The sequence below is a fragment of the Enterobacter cloacae complex sp. IR5401 genome (assembly GCF_049238425.1).
Lineage (GTDB): Bacteria > Pseudomonadota > Gammaproteobacteria > Enterobacterales > Enterobacteriaceae > Enterobacter > Enterobacter hormaechei_C.
Genome location: NZ_JBMKHN010000015.1, coordinates 40,624 through 65,511, shown reverse-complemented (window position 1 = coordinate 65,511; position 24,888 = coordinate 40,624). Strand labels below are relative to the sequence as shown.

At 58.1% G+C, this 24,888-nt stretch carries 23 protein-coding genes; 12 read left to right on the top strand and 11 right to left on the bottom strand.

Annotation, left to right across the window (positions count from 1 at the left end; all coding sequences use genetic code 11):
- Positions 1 to 141 precede the first annotated feature (141 nt).
- The 3 genes from pfkA to cpxP all read right to left on the bottom strand — a co-directional run bounded on the left by pfkA (position 142) and on the right by cpxP (position 2,833).
- Positions 142 to 1,104, bottom strand: coding sequence for a 6-phosphofructokinase (pfkA, locus tag ACOTX1_RS19220; RefSeq protein ID WP_003862009.1), 963 nt, complete (start codon positions 1,102 to 1,104; stop codon positions 142 to 144).
- A gap of 184 nt (positions 1,105 to 1,288) precedes the next feature.
- The gene (fieF, locus tag ACOTX1_RS19215) at positions 1,289 to 2,173 is read right to left on the bottom strand and encodes a CDF family cation-efflux transporter FieF (RefSeq protein WP_022652064.1); all 885 of its coding nucleotides are present in this window, start codon (positions 2,171 to 2,173) and stop codon (positions 1,289 to 1,291) included.
- A gap of 153 nt (positions 2,174 to 2,326) precedes the next feature.
- Entirely contained in the window at positions 2,327 to 2,833 is a 507-nt protein-coding gene (gene cpxP, locus ACOTX1_RS19210; RefSeq protein WP_003862006.1) for a cell-envelope stress modulator CpxP, read from the bottom strand.
- A gap of 150 nt (positions 2,834 to 2,983) precedes the next feature.
- On the opposite strand from cpxP, the gene cpxR reads away from it, so the two are divergent.
- Together cpxR and cpxA are read left to right on the top strand one after the other, a co-directional pair.
- Positions 2,984 to 3,682, top strand: a complete 699-nt coding sequence (gene cpxR / locus ACOTX1_RS19205; protein WP_003862004.1) for an envelope stress response regulator transcription factor CpxR — start codon at positions 2,984 to 2,986, stop codon at positions 3,680 to 3,682.
- Positions 3,679 to 5,052, top strand: a complete 1,374-nt coding sequence (cpxA, locus tag ACOTX1_RS19200; RefSeq protein ID WP_003862003.1) for an envelope stress sensor histidine kinase CpxA — start codon at positions 3,679 to 3,681, stop codon at positions 5,050 to 5,052. The genes cpxR and cpxA overlap by 4 nt, the downstream gene beginning before the upstream one ends.
- 52 nt (positions 5,053 to 5,104) lie before the next feature.
- Here cpxA and yiiM read toward each other — a convergent pair whose 3' ends face one another.
- Positions 5,105 to 5,779, bottom strand: coding sequence for a 6-hydroxyaminopurine reductase (gene yiiM, locus ACOTX1_RS19195; RefSeq protein ID WP_003862001.1), 675 nt, complete (start codon positions 5,777 to 5,779; stop codon positions 5,105 to 5,107).
- Positions 5,780 to 5,845: 66 nt separating this feature from the next.
- On the bottom strand, positions 5,846 to 6,466 hold the full coding sequence (sodA, locus tag ACOTX1_RS19190) for a superoxide dismutase [Mn] (RefSeq protein ID WP_003861999.1): 621 nt from the start codon (positions 6,464 to 6,466) through the stop codon (positions 5,846 to 5,848).
- A gap of 288 nt (positions 6,467 to 6,754) precedes the next feature.
- Here sodA and rhaT point away from each other — a divergent pair, with 288 nt between their 5' ends.
- Positions 6,755 to 7,789: an L-rhamnose/proton symporter RhaT gene (rhaT, locus tag ACOTX1_RS19185; protein WP_023315043.1), complete on the top strand. Its 1,035-nt coding sequence runs from the start codon at positions 6,755 to 6,757 to the stop codon at positions 7,787 to 7,789.
- On the opposite strand, the gene rhaR is transcribed toward rhaT, so the two are convergent.
- On the bottom strand, positions 7,790 to 8,638 hold the full coding sequence (rhaR, locus tag ACOTX1_RS19180) for an HTH-type transcriptional activator RhaR (protein ID WP_022652067.1): 849 nt from the start codon (positions 8,636 to 8,638) through the stop codon (positions 7,790 to 7,792).
- Positions 8,639 to 8,711: 73 nt separating this feature from the next.
- Positions 8,712 to 9,548, bottom strand: coding sequence for an HTH-type transcriptional activator RhaS (gene rhaS / locus ACOTX1_RS19175; RefSeq protein ID WP_022652068.1), 837 nt, complete (start codon positions 9,546 to 9,548; stop codon positions 8,712 to 8,714).
- Positions 9,549 to 9,849: 301 nt separating this feature from the next.
- On the opposite strand from rhaS (ACOTX1_RS19175), the gene rhaB reads away from it, so the two are divergent.
- From rhaB to rhaM, 9 genes are all read left to right on the top strand, one after another.
- Entirely contained in the window at positions 9,850 to 11,319 is a 1,470-nt protein-coding gene (gene rhaB / locus ACOTX1_RS19170; protein WP_023315044.1) for a rhamnulokinase, read from the top strand.
- Positions 11,316 to 12,575, top strand: a complete 1,260-nt coding sequence (rhaA, locus tag ACOTX1_RS19165; protein ID WP_003861990.1) for an L-rhamnose isomerase — start codon at positions 11,316 to 11,318, stop codon at positions 12,573 to 12,575. The genes rhaB and rhaA overlap by 4 nt, the downstream gene beginning before the upstream one ends.
- A gap of 96 nt (positions 12,576 to 12,671) precedes the next feature.
- Complete coding sequence (rhaD, locus tag ACOTX1_RS19160) at positions 12,672 to 13,502, top strand: rhamnulose-1-phosphate aldolase (RefSeq protein ID WP_003861989.1); 831 nt, start codon at positions 12,672 to 12,674, stop codon at positions 13,500 to 13,502.
- 82 nt (positions 13,503 to 13,584) lie between these two features.
- A complete protein-coding gene (gene rhaS / locus ACOTX1_RS19155) occupies positions 13,585 to 14,571 on the top strand; it encodes a rhamnose ABC transporter substrate-binding protein (protein WP_023315045.1) in 987 nt (328 codons plus the stop codon).
- 75 nt (positions 14,572 to 14,646) lie between these two features.
- The gene (locus ACOTX1_RS19150; RefSeq protein ID WP_023315046.1) at positions 14,647 to 16,149 is read left to right on the top strand and encodes a sugar ABC transporter ATP-binding protein; all 1,503 of its coding nucleotides are present in this window, start codon (positions 14,647 to 14,649) and stop codon (positions 16,147 to 16,149) included.
- A complete protein-coding gene (locus ACOTX1_RS19145; RefSeq protein ID WP_023315047.1) occupies positions 16,150 to 17,154 on the top strand; it encodes an ABC transporter permease in 1,005 nt (334 codons plus the stop codon).
- Complete coding sequence (locus ACOTX1_RS19140) at positions 17,151 to 18,155, top strand: ABC transporter permease (protein WP_032627978.1); 1,005 nt, start codon at positions 17,151 to 17,153, stop codon at positions 18,153 to 18,155. Before ACOTX1_RS19145 ends, ACOTX1_RS19140 begins: the two co-directional genes overlap by 4 nt.
- 97 nt (positions 18,156 to 18,252) lie before the next feature.
- Entirely contained in the window at positions 18,253 to 19,401 is a 1,149-nt protein-coding gene (fucO, locus tag ACOTX1_RS19135) for a lactaldehyde reductase (RefSeq protein WP_023315049.1), read from the top strand.
- Positions 19,398 to 19,712 (top strand): L-rhamnose mutarotase, encoded by a 315-nt coding sequence (gene rhaM, locus ACOTX1_RS19130; protein ID WP_022652074.1) that lies wholly within the window; start codon positions 19,398 to 19,400, stop codon positions 19,710 to 19,712. Before fucO ends, rhaM begins: the two co-directional genes overlap by 4 nt.
- On the opposite strand, the gene ACOTX1_RS19125 is transcribed toward rhaM, so the two are convergent.
- The 4 genes from ACOTX1_RS19125 to ACOTX1_RS19110 form a co-directional block, all read right to left on the bottom strand.
- Entirely contained in the window at positions 19,700 to 20,977 is a 1,278-nt protein-coding gene (locus ACOTX1_RS19125) for an MFS transporter (RefSeq protein ID WP_003861977.1), read from the bottom strand. The two genes, rhaM and ACOTX1_RS19125, sit on opposite strands and share 13 nt — an antisense overlap.
- A gap of 44 nt (positions 20,978 to 21,021) precedes the next feature.
- Positions 21,022 to 23,145, bottom strand: coding sequence for an alpha-galactosidase (locus ACOTX1_RS19120; RefSeq protein WP_023315051.1), 2,124 nt, complete (start codon positions 23,143 to 23,145; stop codon positions 21,022 to 21,024).
- A gap of 105 nt (positions 23,146 to 23,250) precedes the next feature.
- Positions 23,251 to 24,246: a LacI family DNA-binding transcriptional regulator gene (locus tag ACOTX1_RS19115; protein ID WP_023315052.1), complete on the bottom strand. Its 996-nt coding sequence runs from the start codon at positions 24,244 to 24,246 to the stop codon at positions 23,251 to 23,253.
- A gap of 17 nt (positions 24,247 to 24,263) precedes the next feature.
- Positions 24,264 to 24,812: a helix-turn-helix domain-containing protein gene (locus tag ACOTX1_RS19110; protein ID WP_003861973.1), complete on the bottom strand. Its 549-nt coding sequence runs from the start codon at positions 24,810 to 24,812 to the stop codon at positions 24,264 to 24,266.
- Positions 24,813 to 24,888 lie beyond the last annotated feature (76 nt).

Here is a 24,888-nt window from a genome sequence, read left to right as displayed (position 1 = left end):
GTGAAGGAATAAAAAAATGAATGAGCGGCCTGATGCCCTCACCCCAACCCTCTCCCACGGGAGAGGGAGCAACCATAAAAAACGGTAACCCAAGGGTTACCGTTTTGCATTTACCTTGCCGCCACCGGGCAACAGAGCCAATCAGTACAGTTTTTTCGCGCAGTCCAGCCAGTCACCTTTGAACGGACGCTTCATGTTTTCAATGGCGTCGATGATGTCATGGTGAACCAGTTTCTCGTTCTGGATACCGACGCAGCGGCCGCCGTGGCCCTGTAGCAGCAGCTCGATCGCGTACGCGCCCATGCGGGACGCCAGGATACGGTCGTACGGGCCTGGGGAACCGCCACGCTGAATGTGACCTAGAACGGTCGCGCGGGTTTCGCGTTTGGTTTCGGTTTCGATGTACTTCGCCAGCTCGTCAACGTCACAGATGTGCTCGGTGATGGCAACGATCGCATGTTTTTTGCCTTTCGCGATACCAGCTTTGATTTCAGCGACCAGATCTTCACGGCTGAATTCCACTTCCGGCACCACCACGAACTCACAGCCACCGGCAATTGCCGCCGCCAGAGTCAGGTCACCGCAGTAACGGCCCATCACTTCAACAATGGAAATACGCTGGTGAGAGGAAGAGGTGTCACGCAGGCGGTCAATCGCTTCCACAACGGTACCCAGCGCGGTGAAGTAACCGATGGTGTAGTCGGTGCCTTTAATGTCGTTGTCGATGGTGCCAGGCAGGCCGATGCACGGGAAGCCCATTTCAGTCAGACGTTTTGCACCCATGTAGGAGCCGTCGCCGCCGATAACCACCAGCGCATCCAGACCCCGTTTTTTCATGTTTTCGATAGCCACTTCACGGATGTGTTCGTCACGGAATTCCGGGAAGCGTGCAGAACCGAGGAAAGTACCGCCACGGTTGATCATGTCAGACACGCTGTAGCGGTCGAGCTGAACCATGCGGTCTTCATACAGACCCAGGTAACCGTCATAGATACCAAAAACTTCCAGACCTTCCGTCAGCGCTGCACGGACAACCCCACGGATTGCCGCGTTCATGCCCGGCGCATCACCGCCGCTTGTCAACACACCGATTTTCTTAATCATGACTACCTCTGAACTTAGGAATGCAAAATTGAAATCTGCTGCCGGAAGAAACTGTTCAACCGTCGAATACTGCAAATAGTATATCAATCCCTTCCAGCTGAATTGATTCAGGTCAGGCCATATGGTGGTAATTTATCCACAAAATGCTGCTCTGGCTCACTTTTTTACAACGAATTACGAAAGCTCAAAACGCCCTGGGTACGACAGAGCATGGGTCCTGGTGAATAATGACGTCTGACCCAGGGAAACGCTGCAAAATCGCCTGCTCCACCTGTTCAGCGACCATATGCGCCTGAACCAGTGGCAGGTTGTCTTCCATTTCCAAATGAATCTGAATAAAGCGGGTCGGCCCTGACTGCCGCGTACGAAGATCGTGAGCACCACTGACGCCGGGCCAGTTGGTCACGATGGCATAAATTTCATCACGTTCTGCATCCGGAAGCGCACGGTCAAGAAGCGACTGTACCGCGTCATACCCCATCCGCAAGGCGCTGTATAAAATATAGATCCCTATCCCTAACGCAAACAACGCATCGGCCCGATGCCAGCCATACCAGGCCAGACCAAGCGCAATAAGAATAGCCCCATTCATCATAACATCAGACTGATAATGAAGCATATCGGCCCGTACAGCCTGGCTTTGTGTTTTGCGTACAACCCAGCGCTGGAACGTTACAAGAACAAGTGTGCTTATAAGTGCAACTACCGTTACGACCACGCCAACGCCCGGATCGTTCATTGGTGACGGCGAAACAAGATGCTGAATGCCTGTCAAAAACAGGAAAAGCGCAGAGCCCGAAATAAACATGCTTTGTGCCAGCGCGGCCAGCGATTCCGCTTTGCCGTGGCCAAACGTATGCTCTTCATCCGCCGGTTGCAGCGAGTAGCGCACCACCAGCAGGTTGGTCAGCGAGGCGGCAATATCCACCAGTGAGTCCACCAGCGCCGCCAGAATACTGACCGATCCGGTGTACCACCACGCGAAAATTTTAATGATCAGTAAACACGACGCCATCACCGTCGCGGCTATTGCGGCCCGGCTTACCAGCCGTCCATAGGATTGATTCATAAACACTCCTGTCATGCCATGGCGCTAGTATAACGGATGGTGGTGGAGTGAAAGGATGAATAAAGCGTTAACAAACCGGAACGATGGGCAAAAAAAACCCCCACATCATGTGGGGGAAGACAGGGATGGTGTCTATGGCAAGGAAAACAGGGTTTACTGGTTACTACGGGTACTGCTATTGCTACTGAAAAGCGTCATATCTGAGCTTCGCTGCATCCGTGCAACCTCACGCAACTGGTTCATACGTTGCTGATGTTTGGTATTCAAAACCGCTTGCTGCTCGGGCGTTAGCAGGTGGAACATCTGGTTGCGAACCTTCGCCATCTCTACCTGGCGGGCAACCTGTTCCTGCGCCATTTTTTCGGCCTGAGCGCGTACAGCGCTTTCGTCAAAATTTTCTGCGGTGACAAGGCGATGCATTGTCTCCATTTCGCTAACATTAACAGGGGGCTGGTCGTGTCTTGCCCTCTGCATCAGATCTCGCATCTGTTGACGCTGATGTTCGGTTAAACTTATGCCGTCAAACATATGGCTTTGGCTGCTGTGCTGCGTTGCGCCCTCTGCTGAGGAACCGTTATCGCTGATGATAGCTACAGCAGCCTGGCTAAACGCACTGAAGGCCAGCGTTGAGGCCATGACGGCAGCGGTAACTTTGCGCATCACTTGCTCCCAAAATCTTTCGTGTCGCGATTCAACGAGAGACAGTCTACGATTCAGGCTGCAAACATGCGTCAGGGGGTGTAAAACAACGTAAAGTCATGGATTAGATAGCCTTGATGTCGTAATTTCTGCCTCGGAGGTATTTAAACAATGAATAAAATCCTGTTAGTTGATGATGACCGAGAGCTCACATCTCTTTTAAAGGAGTTGCTCGACATGGAAGGTTTCAACGTCCTGGTTGCCCATGATGGCGAGCAGGCGCTGAGTCTCCTTGACGACAGCATCGATTTACTTTTGCTCGACGTCATGATGCCGAAGAAAAACGGTATTGATACGTTGAAAGAGCTTCGCCAGACACACCAGACCCCCGTCATTATGCTGACCGCACGCGGCAGCGAGCTTGACCGCGTACTCGGCCTTGAGCTGGGTGCGGATGACTATTTACCTAAGCCGTTCAACGACCGTGAACTGGTGGCCCGTATTCGCGCGATCCTGCGCCGCTCTCACTGGAGCGAGCAGCAGCAGAATACCGACAACAGCTCACCTACGCTGGAAGTGGACTCCCTGAGCCTGAACCCGGGCCGCCAGGAAGCGAGCTTCGACGGTGAAACGCTGGAGCTAACCGGCACCGAGTTCACCCTGCTGTATCTGCTGGCGCAGCATCTCGGCCAGGTGGTGTCGCGTGAACACTTAAGCCAGGAAGTGCTGGGCAAACGCCTCACCCCGTTTGACCGCGCCATCGACATGCATATCTCGAACCTGCGCCGTAAGCTGCCGGAGCGTAAAGACGGTCATCCCTGGTTCAAAACCCTGCGTGGTCGCGGTTATCTGATGGTTTCCGCTTCATGATAGGCAGCTTAACCGCCCGCATCTTCGCCATCTTCTGGCTGACGCTGGCACTGGTTTTAATGCTCGTTTTGATGTTGCCAAAACTCGACTCACGCCAGATGACGGAGCTACTCGACAGCGAGCAACGTCAGGGCGTGATGATCGAGCAGCACGTGGAAGCGGAGCTGGCAAACGATCCGCCGAACGATTTAATGTGGTGGCGCAGGTTGTTTCGCGCTATCGACAAGTGGGCGCCCCCCGGACAACGTCTTTTACTGGTCACCAGCGAAGGTCGCGTGATTGGAGCCGATCGCAATGAAATGCAGATTATCCGCAACTTTATTGGCCAGGCGGATAACGCCGATCACCCACAGAAAAAGAAATATGGTCGGGTAGAGATGGTTGGTCCTTTCTCGGTTCGGGACGGGGAAGACAATTATCAGCTCTACCTGATTCGCCCTGCGAGCAGTTCCCAGTCCGACTTCATCAACCTGCTGTTTGACCGTCCGCTTTTGCTGTTGATTGTCACGATGCTGGTCAGTTCCCCGCTGCTGTTATGGCTGGCGTGGAGCCTGGCGAAACCGGCGCGTAAGCTGAAAAATGCGGCGGACGAAGTGGCGCAGGGCAACCTGAGGCAGCATCCGGAGCTGGAATCCGGGCCGCAGGAGTTCCTGGCCGCCGGGACCAGTTTTAACCAGATGGTGAGCGCGCTCGATCGCATGATGACGGCCCAGCAGCGCCTGCTGTCGGATATCTCGCACGAACTGCGTACCCCGCTCACGCGCTTACAGCTGGGTACCGCCCTGCTGCGTCGCCGCAGCGGAGAAAGCAAAGAGCTGGAGCGCATCGAAACCGAAGCGCATCGTCTGGACAGCATGATCAACGATCTGCTGGTCATGTCGCGCAATCAGCAGAAAAACGCGCTGGTGAGCGAAACGGTGAAAGCCAATCATCTGTGGCATGAGGTGCTGGACAACGCGGCGTTTGAAGCGGAGCAGATGGGCAAATCCTTCACCGTTAACTTCCCGCCGGGGCCATGGCCGCTGTACGGTAACCCCAACGCGCTGGAAAGCGCGCTGGAAAATATCGTGCGTAACGCCCTGCGCTACTCGCACACGAAGATTGAGGTGGCGTTCTCGGTGGATAAAGACGGGATCACCGTCATCGTCGACGACGACGGTCCTGGCGTCAGCCCGGAAGACCGCGAGCAGATATTCCGTCCGTTCTACCGCACCGACGAGGCGCGCGACCGGGAATCGGGCGGTACGGGACTGGGGCTGGCGATTGTGGAAACCGCCATGCAACAGCACCGTGGCTGGGTGAAAGCCGATGACAGCCCGCTGGGCGGGCTCAGGTTAACGCTGTGGCTGCCGCTGTATAAGCGTTCGTAACCGTATGTGCCGGGTGGCGGCTTCGCCTTACCCGGCCTACTTTCTGCGGGAACTATTTCCCCCATAATCTCCGCGAACTGCTCTCGATCTTGCCGCTTATCCGCCGCTTCTGCATCGTTCTGGTCCAGCTGGTGGATAATCCCGCCGCTGACAGCAGACGGTGATACTGATCGTCATCAAACGGCATATGCCAGGCAATTGCGCAGGCCTCGTACACCGACACCTCACTCAAACGCGAAGCCAGCTCAAGCGGCGCATCCGCCGAAACCTGTCCCGCCTGCACAACGCGATACAGCCAGCCGGTTTTACCCGCGTTTTGCAACTGGGCCGACATATCCTGAATGCCGAAATGGTAATTAAGCTTAAAGCACGGTGAGCGCGGCTGGGTGACCTGAATCAAAGCATCGCCCCAGCGGTAAATATCGCCGATAAAGACGTTCTTCTCCGTCAGCCCCTCCGTTGAGAGATTTTCGCCAAACGCGGGGGCGACGAAGAGGTCAGCCTGTTCAGGAAATTCGGTTTTCCAGTGCTGATAGTGCTCGCGCGGATAATGGCACAGCGCGCGATCGGGCCCGCCGTGGATTTTCTTTTCAGCCTGCTGGTCACCCGCAAGCCCGAGATCGGTCAACGTCAGCTCACCGTCGACCTGCACTTTGGCGATGGCACTCGGGCGGCTGCCTTCGTACTCCCTTACCTTGCCTGTAAACACATTCACCGGGTAATGCATCTCCACTCCTTCAGATACAAAAAAAGCGAGTCATCAGACTCGCTTCTCACAGGCGTCAATGCAACCTTATTTTTTAGCGGCGAAACGCGCTGCTGCTTCGTCCCAGTTCACTACATCCCAGAAGGCTTTGATGTAGTCAGGGCGACGGTTCTGGAACTTCAGGTAGTAAGCGTGTTCCCACACGTCCAGACCCAGAATTGGGAAGCCGGATGCGCCAGAGATAGCTTCACCCATAAGCGGGGAATCCTGGTTAGCGGTAGAAACGACCGCCAGTTTGTCACCTTTCAGAACCAGCCACGCCCAGCCAGAGCCGAAACGGGTTGCAGCGGCTTTTTCGAATTCCGCTTTGAAGTTGTCAACGGAACCGAAGTCACGCTCGATAGCCGCTTTCAGGTCGCCCTGAAGGGTGGTGCCGGTTTTCAGGCCTTTCCAGAACAGGCTGTGGTTAGCGTGACCGCCCGCGTTGTTGCGCAGCACGGTTTTCTTGTCTGCTGGCAGCTGGTCCAGTTTGGTGATCAGCTCTTCAACAGGCAGATTAGCGAACTCTGGCAGGCTTTCCAGCGCAGCATTCGCGTTGTTCACGTAGGTCTGGTGGTGTTTAGTGTGATGGATTTCCATCGTCTGCTTGTCGAAATGCGGTTCCAGTGCGTCGTAGGCATACGGCAGGGATGGCAGTGTATAACTCATAATCCTCTCCATTATTGTCGGGCGGCACAGCTGTTAATGCCGCGTAAGCAGTTGGTTCATTATAGTTAATTAAATGATATTGAAAATGATTATCAATGCCGTAGTTTTTATAAGGTTATTCGGTTTTTGAGAAATGAAGGAATTGTGAGTCTGCTCACGCGGTTAACGTGCTGATTGCCATTCAAAACAAAAGTGCGGCAACCTTCTGAAGGTTCCCAAACCGCCTCATTTTTACACTCATCAAGTCGGCGGGAAGCCTCCGGCTATAAAAACGATGAGGATGTAAAAATGAATCATGCGATTACGATGGGTATCTTCTGGCATTTGATAGGCGCGGCCAGTGCAGCCTGTTTCTATGCCCCGTTTAAAAAGGTGAAAGGCTGGTCATGGGAAACCATGTGGTCCGTTGGCGGTACCGTGTCCTGGCTGATTTTGCCGTGGACAATCAGCGCCATGCTGCTGCCCGATTTCTGGGGCTACTTCTCCTCCTTCAACGCCTCCACCCTGCTGCCGGTATTCCTGTTCGGCGCGATGTGGGGCATCGGTAATATCAACTACGGCCTCACCATGCGCTACCTCGGCATGTCGATGGGGATTGGCATCGCGATTGGCATAACGTTGATTGTTGGCACCCTGATGACGCCAATCCTCAACGGCAACTTCGATGTGCTGATCAACACCCAGGGAGGGCGAATGACCCTGCTGGGCGTGCTGGTGGCGGTGATCGGCGTGGGCATCGTCACCCGCGCGGGCCAGCTGAAAGAACGCAAGATGGGCATCAAAGCCGAAGAGTTCAACCTGAAGAAAGGGCTGCTGCTGGCGGTGATGTGCGGCGTCTTCTCGGCGGGCATGTCGTTCGCCATGAATGCCGCCAAACCGATGCACGAGGCCGCTGCGGCGCTGGGCGTCGATCCGCTGTACGCTGCCCTGCCAAGCTACGTGGTGATCATGGGCGGCGGCGCGCTGGTAAACCTCGGCTTCTGCTTTATTCGTCTGGCAAAAGTGAACAACCTGTCGGTAAAAGCCGACTTCTCGCTGGCAAAACCGCTGATCGTCACCAACGTCCTGCTCTCCGCCCTTGGCGGCCTGATGTGGTATCTGCAATTCTTCTTCTACGCCTGGGGTCACGCCAGTATTCCGGCGCAGTATGACTACATGAGCTGGATGCTGCACATGAGCTTCTACGTGCTGTGCGGCGGGCTGGTTGGGCTGGTGCTGAAAGAGTGGAACAACGCCGGGCGTCGTCCGGTTGGCGTGCTGAGCCTGGGCTGCGTGGTGATTATCATTGCGGCCAATATCGTCGGCCTCGGCATGGCGAACTGATTACGCTGCCTTTCGACTGCGATGACGCCACTGAACCGGCGTCATCCCCACCTCACGGTTAAACACCACCGAAAAGTAGTTACTGTCCTCAAAGCCGCAGCGCATCGCCACTTCACTCACCATCAGCTCCGTATGCTGTAACAGGTACTGGGCGTGGCAGATGCGCAGCTGGCGCAGATAGTGGTTGACCGTCATCCCCGTCTGGGTGCGGAACTGCTGGCGCAGCGCGCGCTCGCTGCACTGCTCCTGCTCGCAGAATTTTTCCAGCACGAAACTCTTGTTCAGACTGCCCGCAAGCCGGGTGATGAGCTTATCCAGCAGCGCTTCCTGCATGGTGGCAGAGGGATTATCCGTAGCGTAACGATGGCGCTTCAGGGTCATCACCAGCTGGGCGAAAAGCAGCTCCGACATCTGGTTAGCCGCCGGATCGCTCTTCTGGCTCTCCTGCTCCAGCTGGGAAATCGTCTGGCGCACCTGAGCCATGCCGTTGCTGCTTAAGCGCCAGTGCGGTTCGCCTCTGGCATTATGAAAACCGGGGATATTGCCCGCCCAGTCGACATTCAGTTTAAGTCTGTCGGGGCAATAGATGACGTTCTGCAACACCAGATCGTTAACCGAGGCGTAGGAGTGTTTGTCTTCAGCGCGGATGTAGAACAGGTCTCCGCGCGTGATGCGGTAGGGACGGTCGTTGAGGACGTGCAGGCCATTGCCCCGCCACACCAGCACCAGCTCGCAAAACTCGTGGGTGTGCTCGGCAAAGACGTTTTGCGGGTAGCGGTCGGCCACCGCGACGGCCTGACTCGCGGAGGCAAAAAAATCATCTTTGCGAAGAATGAGCTGAGCAGCCACACCACAACCTCTACGGCGAATAACCGGACATTATTAGCCTTTTTGCAGCAAAAAAACGGTGACTGCCCTCGCGTTACTGAAGCAACGCGTCTTTCCCCTGACGAATATCGCGCGGCGACCAGCTAAACTCCCGGCGAAACAGCGTCGAAAAGTGGTTACTGTCGCCGAAACCGCAGCGATAGGCGATATCGGTGACGCTTTCGTCGGTATGACGTAAAAGGTGACGCGCTTTGATCAGGCGCAGACGGTTAAGGTAACGCTGCGGCGTCAGGCCGGTATGCTGCTTGAGCTGACGATGCAGCGTGCGCAGCGAGAGCGAAAAGTCATCCGCCAGCGTTTCCCAGCAGACATCTTCGGCGAAATGATCTTCCAGCCATGCCATCAGCTGATTCAGGCGCGCGTCGTTATTTTCCAGCCCTTCCACCAGGCTGCTGCGCCGCAGCAGCACCAGCAGCTGCATAAACAGCAGCTCGCGGGTAGCAATGGCGTGCGTCTCCTGTCCATCCTCGCTCTGCTCCATCTGGCTCACCAGCTGACGCACCTGCTGCAACGTGGACTGATTCACCCGCCAGTGCGACGGATAATGGCCGTCCTTCTCCTGCGGCAACAGCTGATTCAGCCCGGAAAGAAACTGGAACGCATCCGGAGAACGATAAAGCACATTGGTCAGGCACAGGTTGTCGGTATGTTCATACAGGTGCCTGTCGTGATCGCGCACGAAGCACACCGTACCGCCGCTGATGGTATACGGCTGACCGTTAAACACGTGGATGCCCGTTCCGTGCTCAACAATCACAATTTCATGAAAATCATGATGATGCTCCGGGAACGCAGCCTGAGGCAGCCGTGGCTCAATCGCGACCGGCGAAGCCCCCGTAGGAAAAAAATCGACGCTGTGCAGTACGGTCATAACGGCCCCCACCAATGAGAAAAGTTCTCAAAATAGTAATTAAGGCCTTTCACGCTCACCTTAAATTTTTGACAGCAAACCGCGCAAAAGCTGTCGGTTTTTCAAGAAACAGGCGGAAAGATCGGGAAATGCGGTCAGCGTCACACTGCCTGCAAACCCCGCCATTACTGGAAACTGTGAACTCCCTCACGTTCATCTTTGCTTTCTTGCCAGCGCGAGATTTGGGCTGTCAGTGGCGAGAAGGTGGCTATTTCTTCCCTTTCTTACACTCCTCGCTAATGACTTAAGAAAGGACCCGACCATGACTTTTCGCCATTGTGTGGCTGTCGATTTAGGCGCATCCAGCGGCCGTGTAATGCTCGCCACCTGGGACTGCGACCTGCACACCCTTACGCTTCGCGAAATGCACCGTTTCGCCAATTGTCTGCAAAAACAGGACGGTTTTGTTACCTGGGATATCGACGCCCTGGAAGCAGAGATCCGCACCGGACTTCACAACGTCTGCGAAGACGGTATTCGCATCGACAGTATCGGCATTGATACCTGGGGTGTGGATTACGTACTGCTGGACCGTCACGGCGAACGCGTCGGCCTGCCCGTCTCCTACCGCGACAGCCGCACCGATGGGCTAATGGCGCACGCCATCGCCCAGCTTGGCAAGGAGAACATCTATGGTCGCAGCGGCATTCAGTTTCTGCCGTTTAACACGCTGTATCAGCTGCGCGCGCTGGTTGAGCAACAGCCAGAGCTGGTCGAAAAGGTGGCGCATGCGCTGCTGATCCCGGACTACTTAAGCTACCGTCTGACCGGCAACATGAACTGGGAATACACCAACGCCACCACCACGCAGCTGGTCAACATCAACACCGATAACTGGGATGAACATCTGCTGGCCTGGACGGGCGCCTCGCCGTCCTGGTTTGGCGCGCCAACCCATCCGGGCAATGTGATCGGCCACTGGCTTTGCCCGCAGGGGAATAAAATCCCCGTTGTCGCCGTCGCCAGCCACGACACCGCGAGCGCGGTCATTGCCTCGCCGCTCGCCGGCAAAGATGCGGCCTACCTCTCATCCGGCACCTGGTCGCTGATGGGCTTTGAGAGCAAAACGCCCTACACCAGCGATGCCGCGCTGGCCGCGAACATCACCAACGAAGGCGGTGCCGAAGGGCGCTACCGGGTGCTGAAGAACATCATGGGCCTGTGGCTGCTCCAGCGGGTGCTGAAAGAGCAGAACATCACCGACCTGCCCGAGCTTATCGCCGAAACCGAAACGCTGAAGGCCTGTACCTTCCTGATTAACCCGAACGATGACCGCTTTATCAACCCGGCGCACATGAGCGCCGAAATCCAGGCCGCCTGTTATGAAGCGGGGCAGCCGGTACCTTCCCGCCCCGCCGAGCTGGCGCGCTGCATTTTTGACAGTCTCGCCCTGCTCTATGCCGACATCCTGAGCGAGCTGGCTGACCTTCGCGGCAAACCGTTCACGCAGCTGCATATCGTGGGCGGCGGCTGCCAGAACCAGCTGCTGAACCAGCTCTGCGCGGATGCCTGCGGCATTACCGTGGTGGCAGGTCCGATTGAAGCCTCCACGCTCGGCAATATCGGCATTCAGCTGATGACCCTGGACGAACTGTCCAACGTCGACGATTTCCGTTCGGTGGTGACGGCGAATAACAGCCTGACCACCTTCACCCCCCATCCCTGCCATGAAATTGCCCGCTACCGGGCGCAGTTTCAGCAAAAACGACTGACTAAGGAGCTTTGCGCATGACCACTCAACTTGAACAAGCCTGGGATCTGGCTAAACAGCGTTTCGCCGCCGTCGGCGTGGATGTCGAAGAGGCGCTGCGCCAGCTCGATCGTCTGCCCGTCTCCATGCACTGCTGGCAGGGTGATGATGTCGCCGGTTTCGAGAACCCGGGCGGTTCCCTGACGGGGGGTATTCAGGCCACGGGTAACTATCCTGGCAAAGCGCGCAACGCCACCGAACTGCGTGCGGATCTGGAGCTGGCGCTGAGCCTGATCCCCGGGCCAAAGCGCCTGAACCTGCACGCCATTTATCTCGAATCCGATGAGCCGGTCGCGCGTAACGAAATCAAACCGGAACACTTTACGAACTGGGTGGCGTGGGCGAAAGCCAACCGGCTGGGTCTGGATTTTAACCCGTCCTGCTTCTCGCACCCGCTGAGCGCGGACGGGTTTACCCTTGCGCATGCCAACGATGAAATCCGCCAGTTCTGGATCGACCATGTCAAAGCCAGCCGCCGCGTCTCGGCTTATTTTGGCGAGCAGCTTGGCACGCCATCGGTAATGAATATCTGGATCCCGGACGGCATGAAGGACATCACCGTAGACCGACTGGCCCCGCGTCAGCGCCTGCTGGCCGCGCTGGATGAAGCCATCAGCGAGAAGCTGGACCCGGCGCACCACATCGACGCCGTCGAGAGCAAGCTGTTCGGCATTGGCGCAGAGAGCTACACCGTGGGCTCAAACGAGTTCTACATGGGTTATGCCACCAGCCGCCAGACCGCGCTGTGCCTGGATGCTGGCCACTTCCACCCAACGGAAGTCATCTCCGACAAGATCTCCGCCGCCATGCTCTACGTGCCGCGCCTGCTGCTGCACGTCAGCCGCCCGGTGCGCTGGGACAGCGACCATGTGGTGCTGCTGGATGACGAAACCCAGGCCATTGCCAGCGAAATCATCCGCCACAACCTCTTTGACCGCGTACATATCGGCCTCGACTTCTTCGACGCCTCCATCAACCGCATCGCGGCTTGGGTTATCGGCACCCGTAACATGAAGAAAGCCCTGCTGCGCGCGCTGCTGGAGCCTGTCGCCGCCCTGAAACAGCTGGAAGAAAACGGCGACTACACCGCGCGCCTGGCGCTGCTGGAAGAGCAGAAATCCCTGCCGTGGCAGGCGGTGTGGGAGATGTACTGCCAGCGTCACGATGCACCTGCGGGCAGCCAGTGGCTGGATAACGTGCGGGCGTATGAGAAAGAGGTTCTTGCCGCTCGTCAGTAAAAAACATCGCCCGGCGGCGCGTTGCTTGCCGGGCCTACAGGTAAAAGTAGGCCGGGTAAGCAACGCGCCACCCGGCATTTTCAAAGGAAACACAGTATGCAGACCATCACCACCTCCTGGTTCGTCCAGGGCATGATCAAAGCCACCTCCGACGCCTGGCTGAAGGGCTGGGACGAGCGCAACGGCGGCAACCTGACGCTACGCCTGGACGACGCGGATATCGAGCCATTTGCCTCCGATTTCCACCAGAAGCCGCGCTATATCGCCCTGAGCCAGCCGATGCCGCTGCTCGCCAACACGCCGTTTATCGTCACCGGTTCCGGGAAGTTTTTCCGCAACGTACAGCTGGACCCGGAAGCCAACCTCGGCGTGGTGAAGGTGGACAGCGACGGCGCGGGTTACCACATTCTCTGGGGACTGACGGACGACGCGGTACCCACATCCGAACTGCCGGCGCACTTCCTCTCCCACTGCGAGCGCATCAAGGCGACCAATGGCAAGGACCGCGTAATCATGCACTGCCACGCCACCAACCTGATCGCCCTGACCTACGTGCTGGAAAATAATTCTGATTTCTTCACCCGCAAACTGTGGGAAGGCAGCACCGAGTGTCTGGTGGTGTTCCCGGACGGCGTCGGCATTCTGCCGTGGATGGTGCCGGGTACCGACGAAATCGGCCAGGCGACCGCGACGGACATGCAGAAGCACTCACTGGTGCTGTGGCCGTTCCACGGCGTCTTCGGCAGCGGCCCGACACTGGATGAAACCTTCGGCCTGATCGACACCGCCGAGAAATCCGCGGAGGTGCTGGTGAAGGTCTATTCCATGGGCGGCATGAAGCAGACCATCACCCGGGAAGAGCTGATTGCCCTGGGCAAACGCTTTGGCGTCACCCCGATGCAGTCGGCGTTAGATTTGTACCAATAACAACATCGCGCCCCGCTCACCGAGACGGGGCGAAAACCACCTGCAATCCCTACAACTAACTCAAGTCAGTGGAGTAAAAGCAATGAAAATAAAAGCAAGCTTGATCCTCACCGTTGCCGCTCTGGCGTTGTCCGGTTCCGCTTTAGCAGAAGTGAAAATCGCCCTGGTGGCGAAGTCCTTAGGGAATGGATTCTTCGAGGCAGCGAACGTCGGCGCGCAGGAGGCGGCCAAAGAGTTAGGCGATGTAAAAGTGATTTATACCGGCCCGACCACCACCACGGCGGAAGCGCAGATCGAGGTGCTGAACGGGCTGATCGCCCAGGGCGTGGATGCGATCGCAATTTCCGCGAACGATCCGGACGCCGTCGTGCCGGTGCTGAAAAAAGCGATGCAGCGCGGCATTAAGGTTGTGTCGTGGGATTCCGGGGTGGCGAAAGCCGGGCGTCAGATCCATCTCAACCCGTCCAATAACGCCCTGATTGGCGAAACCAACGTCAAGCTCGCCGCCGATGCCCTGAAAGCGCTGAACGTGGAGAAGGGCCAAGTAGCGGTGCTGAGCGCCACGCCAACCTCCACCAACCAGAACACCTGGATTGCGGAGATGAAAAAGGTGCTGCCGAAGTACCCGTCCGTCAATCTGGTGACCGTGGCCTACGGAGACGATCTCTCTGACAAAAGCTACCGCGAAGCGGTCGGCCTGCTGAAAACCTACCCGGAGCTGAAAGTCATCGTCTCGCCGTCGTCCGTGGGCATTGTGGCTGCCGCGCAGGCGGTGAAGGACCAGGGCAAGATTGGCAAAGTGTACGTCACCGGTTTAGGCCTGCCGTCTGAGATGGCGGGCGCGGTGAAATCCGGCGCGAGCAAGAGCTTTGCCATCTGGAACCCGATTGACCTGGGCTATGCCGCGACTTACTTAGCGGACGATCTGGTGAAAGGCACGGCCACGAAAGGTGAGGCCAGCATGGGCAAACTGGGCAAAGTGAAGCTGGATGCGGACGGCAACGGCGCGATGGCCGAGCCGTTCGTCTACGATGCCAGCAATATTGATAAGTTCTCGAAAATCTTTTGATCCTTTCCCCCCTCACCCTAGCCCTTTCCCAAAGGGAGAGGGTCGGGGTGAGGGTGAACCAAACGGAGAACTATCATGACCCCATTGCTACAGCTTTCTGGCATCACCAAGGTGTTCCCCGGCGTACGTGCTCTTGAGAACGTGCAGCTTGCGCTGTGGCCCGGCAAAGTGACGGCGCTTATCGGCGAAAACGGCGCGGGCAAGTCGACGCTGGTCAAAGTGATGACCGGCATATACCAGCCCGACGAGGGCGAAATTCTCTACAAGGCGATCCCCGTTCACCTTCCGACGCCGGAGTCGGCGCATAAAATGGGTATCACCGCCATACACCAGGAAACCGTCCTGTTTGATGAACTCTCGGTCACCGAAAATATCTTTGTTGGTCAGTACCTTCACAAAGGCTTCCTGAAAAAGCTCGACTGGCCGGAAATGCACCGCCGGGCGCAGGCTATTCTCGCCCGCCTTGAGGTGCAAATCGACCCGCGCGCAACGCTGAAAACCCTGAGCATCGCCCAGCGTCACATGGTGGCGATTGCCCGCGCGCTGTCGTTTGAGGCGCAGGTGGTGATCCTCGACGAACCCACGGCGGCGCTGTCGCAGCATGAAATCCTCGAGTTTTACCAGATTGTGGAGCGCTTAAAGCAGGAGGGAAAAGCCATCCTGTTTATCTCCCACAAGTTCGACGAGATTTTTGAGCTGGCCGATCACTACACCATTTTGCGCGACGGCGTGTTCGTCGGTGCAGGGGCAATAAATGAGATCACCGAGGAGCGGATGGTGTCGATGATGGTCGGGCGCGCCATTACCCAAACCTTCCCGAAAATCGACTGCGAAAAAGGCGAGACGGTGCTGGAGGTGAAAAACCTCTGCCATCCGACCGAGTTTGCGCATATCTCGTTCTCCCTGCGTAAAGGGGAAATCCTCGGCTTTTACGGGCTGGTGGGTGCCGGGCGTACCGAATTGATGCAGGCGCTTTCCGGCGTCACGCGGCCATCGTCCGGGGAAATTATCCTCAACGGACAGCCCCGGCGCTTCCGCCAGCCTGCGGATGCGATCAAAGCCGGTATTGTCTGCGTGCCGGAAGAAAGGCAGAAACAGGGGGCGATTATCGCCCTGCCGATTGCCCAGAACATCAGCCTGCCTCAGCTTAGCACGCTCAATCCGAACGGCGTGCTGCATGACGACCGTGAATGGAAACTGGCGAACGAGTACGCCAAACGCCTGCAAGTGAAAGCCTTCAGCTGGAAGCAGGCGGTGGAGACCCTCTCTGGCGGCAACCAGCAAAAGGTGGTGATCGGCAAATGGCTGGCGACGCACCCTGACGTGATCATCCTCGATGAGCCAACAAAAGGCATCGATATCGGCTCAAAGGCAGCCGTTCATCAGTTTATGTCCGAGCTGGTCAGTCAGGGGCTGGCGGTGATTATGGTCTCGTCCGAACTACCGGAAGTGATGGGCATGGCGGATCGCATTATCGTCATGCACGAGGGGCTGATGGTGGCCGAATACCAGGCGGGAGACGCGACGGCGGAAACCATCGTCAGCGCCGCCAGCGGTGCAAAACAGGAGGCGGCATAAATGCTTAGCTCACTCTTAAAACACCGCGAAGCCCTGCTGGGCGCGGTGATTATCCTGATGATCGTCGCCATTGGCAGCCGCGTGCCATCGTTTATCGCGCCGGGCAACCTGGTGGAGATGTTTAACGACACCGCCATTCTGATCGTCCTCGCGCTCGGGCAGATGCTGGTGCTGCTCACTAAAGGCATCGACCTGTCGATGGCGGCCAATCTGGCCCTGACCGGGATGATTGTCGCCCTGATTAACTTCCATTACCCGGACGTGCCCGTCTGGGCGCTGCTGATCCTCGCCAGCGCGCTTGGGCTGCTGATGGGCGCGATAAACGGCCTGCTTGTGTGGAAGCTGGGCATTCCGGCGATTGTGGTAACACTCGGCACCATGAGCATCTACCGCGGAATGATCTTTTTGCTCTCCGGCGGCGGCTGGGTGAACTCCAACCAGATGGGTGCAGACTTCCTCGGCCTGCCGCGTGCGTCAGTGCTGGGCCTGCCGGTGCTGAGCTGGTGCGCCATCGCCGTACTGCTGCTGGTGGGCTACTTCCTGCGCTACAGCCGCACCGGACGGGCGCTCTACACCGCAGGCGGTAACGCCACGGCAGCGTACTACACCGGGATCAACGCCGGGAAAATGCAGTTCATCAGCTTCTGCCTTTCCGGTCTGCTGGCCGGGTTCTGCGGCTACCTGTGGATATCGCGCTTTGCCGTTGCGTATGTTGACGTCGCTAACGGTTTTGAATTGCAGGTGGTGGCAGCCTGCGTGATTGGCGGGATCAGCACCATGGGCGGCACCGGTCGCGTGCTCGGCTGTCTGTTCGGGGCGCTGTTCCTTGGCGTCATCAACAACGCCCTGCCGGTGATCGGCGTCTCCCCGTTCTGGCAGATGGCGATTTCCGGCTCGGTCATTGTCATCGCTGTGCTGCTGAACGAGCGCGGCAACAAGCGCAAAGGCAGGCTGATCCTGCGCGACGCGGCGCTGGCACGTCAGAAACTGGCGGTGAAACCATGAGCAAAATGATGACATCTGAAGAGTTCAAACCCACTTCTGCGCCGGGCATCTTCCAGCGTCTGCTGTGCTGGGAGGGCTTCCTGCTGGCGGTGACGCTGGCGGTGTTTGTGGTGAACGCGCTTGCCTCGCCCTACTTCCTCAATATCTGGAACCTCTCCGACGCGACGTTCAACTTCACGGAAAAAGCGATCATTGTGTTGCCGATGGCGATGCTGATTATCGCCCGGGAAATTGACCTGTCGGTGGCCTCCACCATCGCGCTCAGCTCCACGGTGATGGGCTTTTACGCGGCGGCGGGCGTCGATACGCCACTGCTGGTGTGCGTGGGATTAGGCGTCGGGCTACTGTGCGGGTTGTTCAACGGCATTCTGGTGACGCGCTTTAACCTGTCGTCCATCGTCATCACCATCGGCACAATGAGCCTGTACCGCGGGATCACCTACATCCTGCTCGGGGATCAGGCGCTGAACAGCTACCCGGAGAGCTTTGCCTGGTTCGGCCAGGGCTACGTCTGGGGCGCATTGTCGTTTGAGTTCGCGCTGTTTATCGTGCTGGCCGCTCTGTTTGCCTTTGTGCTGCACCGTACCAACTTTGGCCGCCGCACCTACGCCATCGGCAACAACCCGACCGGCGCGTGGTACTCCGGCATCAACGTGAAGCGCCACAACCTGATCCTCTTCGCGCTGGTGGGGCTGATGTCCGGCCTGGCGTCGGTGCTGCTCACCTCGCGTCTGGGCAGCACCCGTCCGACCATCGCGATGGGCTGGGAGCTGGCGGTGGTGACGATGGCGGTGCTCGGCGGCGTCAACATTCTCGGCGGGTCCGGCAGCATGGTGGGCGTGATTATCGCCGCCTTCCTGATGGGGCTGGTGACCTTCGGCCTGAGCCTGCTCAACGTGCCCGGCATTGTGATGTCGGTGATTATCGGCGCGATGCTGATCGTGGTGATTTCGCTGCCGATTATTACCCGCCGGATTATGCAGCGAAGACGGATCTCATAGCCGGGTGGCACTGCGTTTACCCGGCCTGCTTAACCGTAGGCCCGCGCAAGCGCAGCGCCGCCGGGCATAAAATTCACAGTAATTAAGGAGAATTATCATGAGCTTTATGTTGGCACTCCCCAAAATCAGCCTGCACGGCGCGGGCGCGATCGGCGATATGGTCAATCTGGTGGCAAACAAACAGTGGGGAAAAGCGCTGATTGTCACCGACGGTCAGCTGGTGAAGCTGGGCCTGCTCGACAGTTTGTTTTCCGCGCTCGACGCCCATCAGATGTCGTATCACCTGTTCGATGAGGTATTCCCGAATCCGACGGAAGCGCTGGTGCAAAAAGGCTATGCGGCATATCAGGATGCGGAGTGTGATTACCTGATTGCCTTTGGCGGCGGCAGCCCGATTGATACCGCCAAGGCAATCAAAATCCTCACCGCCAACCCCGGTCCGTCAACCGATTACTCTGGCGTCGGCAAGGTGAAAAACGCGGGCGTGCCGCTGGTGGCGATCAACACCACCGCAGGCACGGCAGCGGAGATGACCAGCAACGCGGTGATCATTGACGCCGCACGACAGGTGAAAGAGGTGATTATCGACCCGAACATCATCCCGGATATCGCCGTGGACGATGCCAGCGTGATGCTTGATATTCCGGCCTCCGTGACCGCCGCAACCGGCATGGATGCCTTGACTCACGCCATTGAAGCTTACGTGTCCGTCGGCGCGCACCCGCTGACCGATGCCAACGCGCTGGAGGCGATTCGCCTGATCAACCTCTGGCTGCCGAAAGCGGTCGACGACGGTCACAACCTGGAAGCGCGCGAGCAGATGGCTTTTGGTCAGTATCTGGCGGGCATGGCGTTTAACAGCGCCGGTCTGGGGCTGGTGCATGCCCTGGCGCACCAGCCGGGCGCGACGCACAACCTGCCGCACGGCGTGTGCAACGCCATTCTGCTGCCGATCATCGAAAACTTTAACCGCCCGAACGCGGTTGTCCGATTTGCCCGCGTGGCGCAGGCGATGGGCGTTGACACGCGCGGCATGAGCGATGAAGCGGCCAGCATGTCAGCCATTCAGGCGATTCGCGACCTGAGCGCCCGGGTCGGCATTCCGTCCGGATTTAGCCAGCTCGGCGTGACCAAAGCCGATATTGAAGGCTGGCTGGATAAAGCTCTCGCCGACCCGTGCGCGCCGTGTAACCCGCGCACCGCCAGCCGCGATGAGGTCCGCGAGCTGTACCTGGAGGCTTTATGATCCGCAAAGCGTTTGTGATGCAGGTAAACCCGGACGCGCACGAGGAGTACGCGCGTCGCCACAACCCGATCTGGCCTGAGCTGGAGGCGGTACTGAAAGCCCACGGCGCGCACCACTACGCCATTTACCTCGACAAAGCCCGCAACCTGCTGTTTGCGACGGTGGAGATTGAATCGGAGGAGCGCTGGAATGCGGTGGCAAACACCGATGTCTGCCAGCGCTGGTGGAAACATATGGCTGACGTTATGCCGTCTAACCCTGACAACAGCCCGGTGAGTGCGGCGCTGAACGAGGTGTTTTACCTGGACTGATGTGTTAACGCTGCTGCCCCAGCGGTAGCAGCAATCTCCCGCCTGCCACTCAGCGTAAACGCCGACACCACCGTGATCGCCAGCACGAAACAGCCCAGTATCAGATACGTCTCCTGGAAGCCGACCCGGTCATACATATTTCCGGCAAAGGCGGAGAGGAAGATCGCCGCCGACTGTTTGGCAAACTGGAAGCCAATCAGGTAGATGGTGGCCGACAGGCGCGTATCAAACACCCCGGTGATGTACTTGAATGCCCCCACCAGCAGGAACGGGACTTCCAGCGCGTGCAGCATCTTCAGGGCAATCACCTCCACGGCGGTGGTGGCAAACGACGATCCGATAATGCGCGTCGCCATGATCACCCCGGCAATCAGCAGCGTGTTTTTCGCACCGATGCGGTTAATGATCCACGGCGAGCAGAACATGATGATCGCGTTACAGATTTCCCCCGCTGTGGTGGCGAAACCAAAGGCGCGGGTCCCCTCCTGCGGCGTGGCGAAGAAGGTTTTGAAGAAGGTAGCAAACTGCTGGTCGAAGACGTCATATACGCAGGCCACGCCAATCACGTACAGGATGAACATCCACATTCTGCGCTGGCGGAACAGGTTGAACACGGTTTTAGCAGTGATCTGCCGCTGGTTCGCGCCCAGGGCGTTCATGACCTGCGCCGTCTGGTTGGGCTTCGGTTTCGCGACCACCAGCAGCAGCATCAGCAACAGCGCCGCCGCCGATCCCATCCAGAAAACATACGACGGATCGATGCCGAACAGGATGCCGCCCGTTGAGGCGCACAGCCCCCAGCCGAGACAGCCGAACATGCGCGCCTTGCCGTACTCAAAAAAGCTGTTGCGGCTCACGCGTTCAATGTAGGCCTCAATCGCCCCCGAACCCGCTGAGAAGACAAAGCCGATATACAACCCACCGCTCAGCGCCCCCAGCCAGATATTGGTTTTCAGCAGCGGGGCGAAGACGTACAGGAAGAACGGCGCGAACAGGAACAGCAGCACCGAAATGATCCAAAGCAAATGTTTTTTCAGCCCCAGCTTGTCCGAAATGACCCCCAGCACCGGCTGGAAGGCAATGGCCGACAGCGAGATGCAGGAGAAAACAATCCCCGTATGGGTTTTGTTCAGGCCGATGATGTCCGACAGCCAGATCGGCAGGAACGGAAAACAGGTGGCCATGATGAAGAAGTAGAGAAAGAAGAACAGCCCGAAGATCCAGAAGTTAGGGTTGTCTTTGTGGGTACAGGTTGTTGTGTTCATTATTTTTATCCTCAACGGAGGGCCGGTTGCCCGGCCCGTCACCCTTACACGCGTTCCACACCAATCAGAATGGTGGTTTCCGGATCCAGAATCGGCAGCGCAATACCCGCCTGCATCAGCCATTCACCGCTTACCGTTTGCGGCGCGTCCATCCACGCCGGCAGCTTGCGCATGGTGTGCCCGCCCTCGCCCGTAATCTGAATGTTCGGGTGATCGAGCAGGGTGATGCGGTACTGCGCGCTGGCGTCTAACCCCGGCATGCGCAGCGGCATCATCAGGGTGTAATCCGGCATCGCGAGCTGGCTGACCAAAAACAGCCCCTGCGTCTTGTCTTCGCTCACTATACCCTGCGCCAGGGTGGTGGCGTCCGGCATATCCACGCGCCACTGGGTGCCGTGATGAATGACCCCGCGCCACCGCTTATACAGCGCGGCGTAATGTCGATAGCCTTCACGCTCCTGCGCGTCGACGGTGAGCGGATCCAGCTCCAGCCCCATGTGACCAAACAGCGCCGTCAGCCCGCGGAACTGAATGCTGTGCTGGCGGAAGGTAGCGTGACATTTATGATGACCGATATGCGCCCCCATCACCTCCGGCGGGAAGAAGTAGCTCATGCCGCGCTGGATAGTGTTGCGCTCCAGCGCGTCGTTATTGTCGGACGCCCAGAAGCGGTGGCAGCGGGTCAGCACTTCATAATCGATTCGCCCGCCGCCGGAGGAGCAGGATTCAAACTCAATGTGCGGGAAACGCTCGCCCAGCACGTCCAGCAGGCGATAAAACTGGCGCGTCTGGGCGTCGGCGGCGGCTTTGCCCTTGTGCCCTGGCTGCACCAGCTCGCGGTTCATGTCCCATTTCACGTAGTCGACCGCGTGTTCGCCCAGCAGCCAACTCATGCGCTCGACCAGATAATCAAAGGCCTGAGGAATATTAAGATTGAGCACCAGCTGGTGTCGCCCGGTCGCCTGGGCGTAGCCCGGTAGCGCCAGCACCCAGTCAGGGTGCGCGCGGTACAGATCGGAATTCGGGTTAATCATCTCCGGCTCAACCCAGATACCAAACTCCATGCCGAGCTGTTTAACGTGATCGATCACCGGCTTAAGGCCGTTCGGGTATTTTTTCTCGTCCAGATACCAGTCGCCCAGCGCGGCGTGGTCGTCGTTGCGGCCTTTGAACCAGCCGTCGTCAATGATAAAGCGCTCCACGCCCAGCGCTGCGGCCTCGTCGGCCATGCGCATGATGTAGTCCGGATCGTGGTCGAAGTAGATCCCCTCCCAGGTGTTGAGATGCACCGGGCGCGGTTTATCTTCCGGGAAGCGGATAACGTTATCGCGCAGGTAGCGGTGGAACTGCTGGCTCATGCCGTTCAGCCCGTGCGGGGAGTGGCTGGCATACAGGCGCGGCGTCCAGAGCGTTTCCCCCTCTTCAATCGCCATTTCACCCGGCAGGTAGAGCGCTTCGGCCTGCATATAACGGCGGCCATCGGTTTTCGCCTCTGCGCGCAGGCGATGGTTGCCGCTCCAGCCCAGATGCACACCCCAGACGTGGCCGTGCATTTCACTGAATGACGGCGTACCTGAAATCAGTGCCGGGAAATGTTCGTGGGAGGTTTTACCCCGGCGGTTTTCAATCACGAAGCTGTCGTGCTCAAGCGTAACGCGGTGCGGCTGAAACTCCCTGATCCAGCGTCCGTGGAAGGCCATCACCTCCTGCGCGCGTTCGGCCACCGGCAGCGTCACGGCAAAGCGATCCACCTGCCACGCCAGCGTTTTCAGGTTGGTTAACCCATGGCGCACCACCAGTACGCCGCTGGCATCCAGCGTTATTTCACTGGTCAGGCGCAAGCCTGCATGCTCGTCTTCAGCAGTGATTGTCAGGGCGTTTAACGCCTGCTGCACCTGCGTGGTTTTAAATACCGGCGATCCGTCCAGCCCCTGGCGATGCCCCTCGATGCCCGGCGAGCCAAACAGCCCATGCCCCAGCTCTGCCATCAGCGTGACGGGGGAGTCGACGTCCAGCCTGCCGTTAGCAACCGGGCGCGCAATACTCAGGACATCCTGCGGCGAGAAGTGCTGAAGGTGCGGCCCCCAGTAGAGAATTTCGGCGAACGGGTGAGTTTTTAGCACCACGTCAACCGTATTGCTTTCAAGTCGAAAAATGGCATCTTGCATCGGACATCTCCTGTCATCGGGATGTCCTGAGTTTTGATCCGAAACGTTTCGGATACAAACCAAAACGTTTCGGATCTGTGATCGGGTTTGGAATTTTTCGTGTGATTAGGCCGTCTGGCCTAGGGAGAATTCTGGCTGCCAGAGCACCTGAAGGGTGTCAATGTCGTCGCCGTTAATCAACTGGCGCACCATATCGGCAATCTGTTTCCCGACGCCCTGACGGGTAGACTGGATCACCGCCGCGACGTCGATATCGACAATGCTGTCCTGCGGTAAGCCGTCATAGACCACCAGCGAGACGGCATTTTCACCGGTTAAGCGTCCCATCTGCGCCAGGGCCATCGCTGCGCCGTCGCCGTGGGTGTTGCAGTCGGTAATGATGGCCGTGGGCGGCTGCGGCAGGGAGAGAAGTTCTTGCGTGGTGGCATAACCCACGCGGCGCGAAGGAGGCATGGCGCGCAGCCATTCGCTGGAAAGTCCGGCTTCCCGCAGCGCGTCCAGGTAGCCCTGGCGGCGCTGGGTGATGAATGCCTGGTTGTTGCTTTCGCCCAGCAGCGCAATGCGCTGATGGCCTTTCTCGATCAGCCAGCGGGTGGCCTGATACGTACCGGCATAGTTGTCGAAATCGAACCACGCGTACGGCTGCGGGAGCTGGCTGCGGCCGAGCGCCAGGAACGGAAACCCGGCGGCCTGAAGCTGCTCAAGACGCGGATCGTGATCCAGCGTATGCGCCACTATCAGCGCATCCACGCGTCGGCTCTGCACCATGCGCATATAGCTGTGTTTGTCCGCCAGATCGTCGTCAGCGATGAGCAGCAGGTCAATCTCATGTCGCGCCAGTTCGTGGCTAATTTCGCCGACCATGTCCATAAAAACGCTGTTATTGAGCGGAACAGGATGCACCGGAAATACCAGCCCGACGGCGTCGATTTTGCCCATCTTCAGGCGACGGGCAAAGGTATTTGGTCGGTAGCCACGGCGCTGGGCCTCCGCTTCCACGCGGGCGCGCGTCTCAGCAGAAACGTCGTCATATCCGTTGAGGGCGCGGCTGACGGTGGTAACAGACAGCCCCAGTTCTTTGGCAATGGCTTTAAGCGACATGATTTTCCGTATCTTCTTTAGTTTTGTTCCGCCACCAGCAGCGCGTGCGTATCGGGCTCCAGCGCCTTAAAGATATGCGGCTGGTCAGCAGGGTAGCAAATGTAATCTCCCGGGCCGAGTTCTTCCGCCGCGTCGATCAGACCGACCATCGCCCGCCCCTGGGTCACGATAATATGCTCAACCGAACCAGGCGGATGGGGCTGGGAAATACGGTCTGCCCCCGGCTGAGTCAGCAGCAGATAGATATCACGACGCGCGCCCGGCGGACACGCCGCGAGCAAAATCGCCTCGTAGTTCGCCTGCCCGGCGACGACTTTTGTGCCCTCGCCGCGGCGGATCACCTGCGTGACGGGTTGCTGCGGCTCCAGTAACCGGGCAAACGGAATATCCAGCGCCACGCAAAGCGACCACAGCGTTTCCAGGCTAGGATTGCCGTTGCCAGACTCCAGTTGTGAAAGCGTGGATTTGGCGATCCCGGCACGGCGGGCAATTTCCGCCAGTGAGAGCCCGGTTCGCAGGCGTTCTCGTACCAGGCTTTTGGCGATCACGCTGATTGGCTGCGTCATAATAACGGCCTCTTTCTCTCTATAACGAACGAATCGTTCGTCTTGTAAAACGTTTCTGATGCGTTCATTATAATGG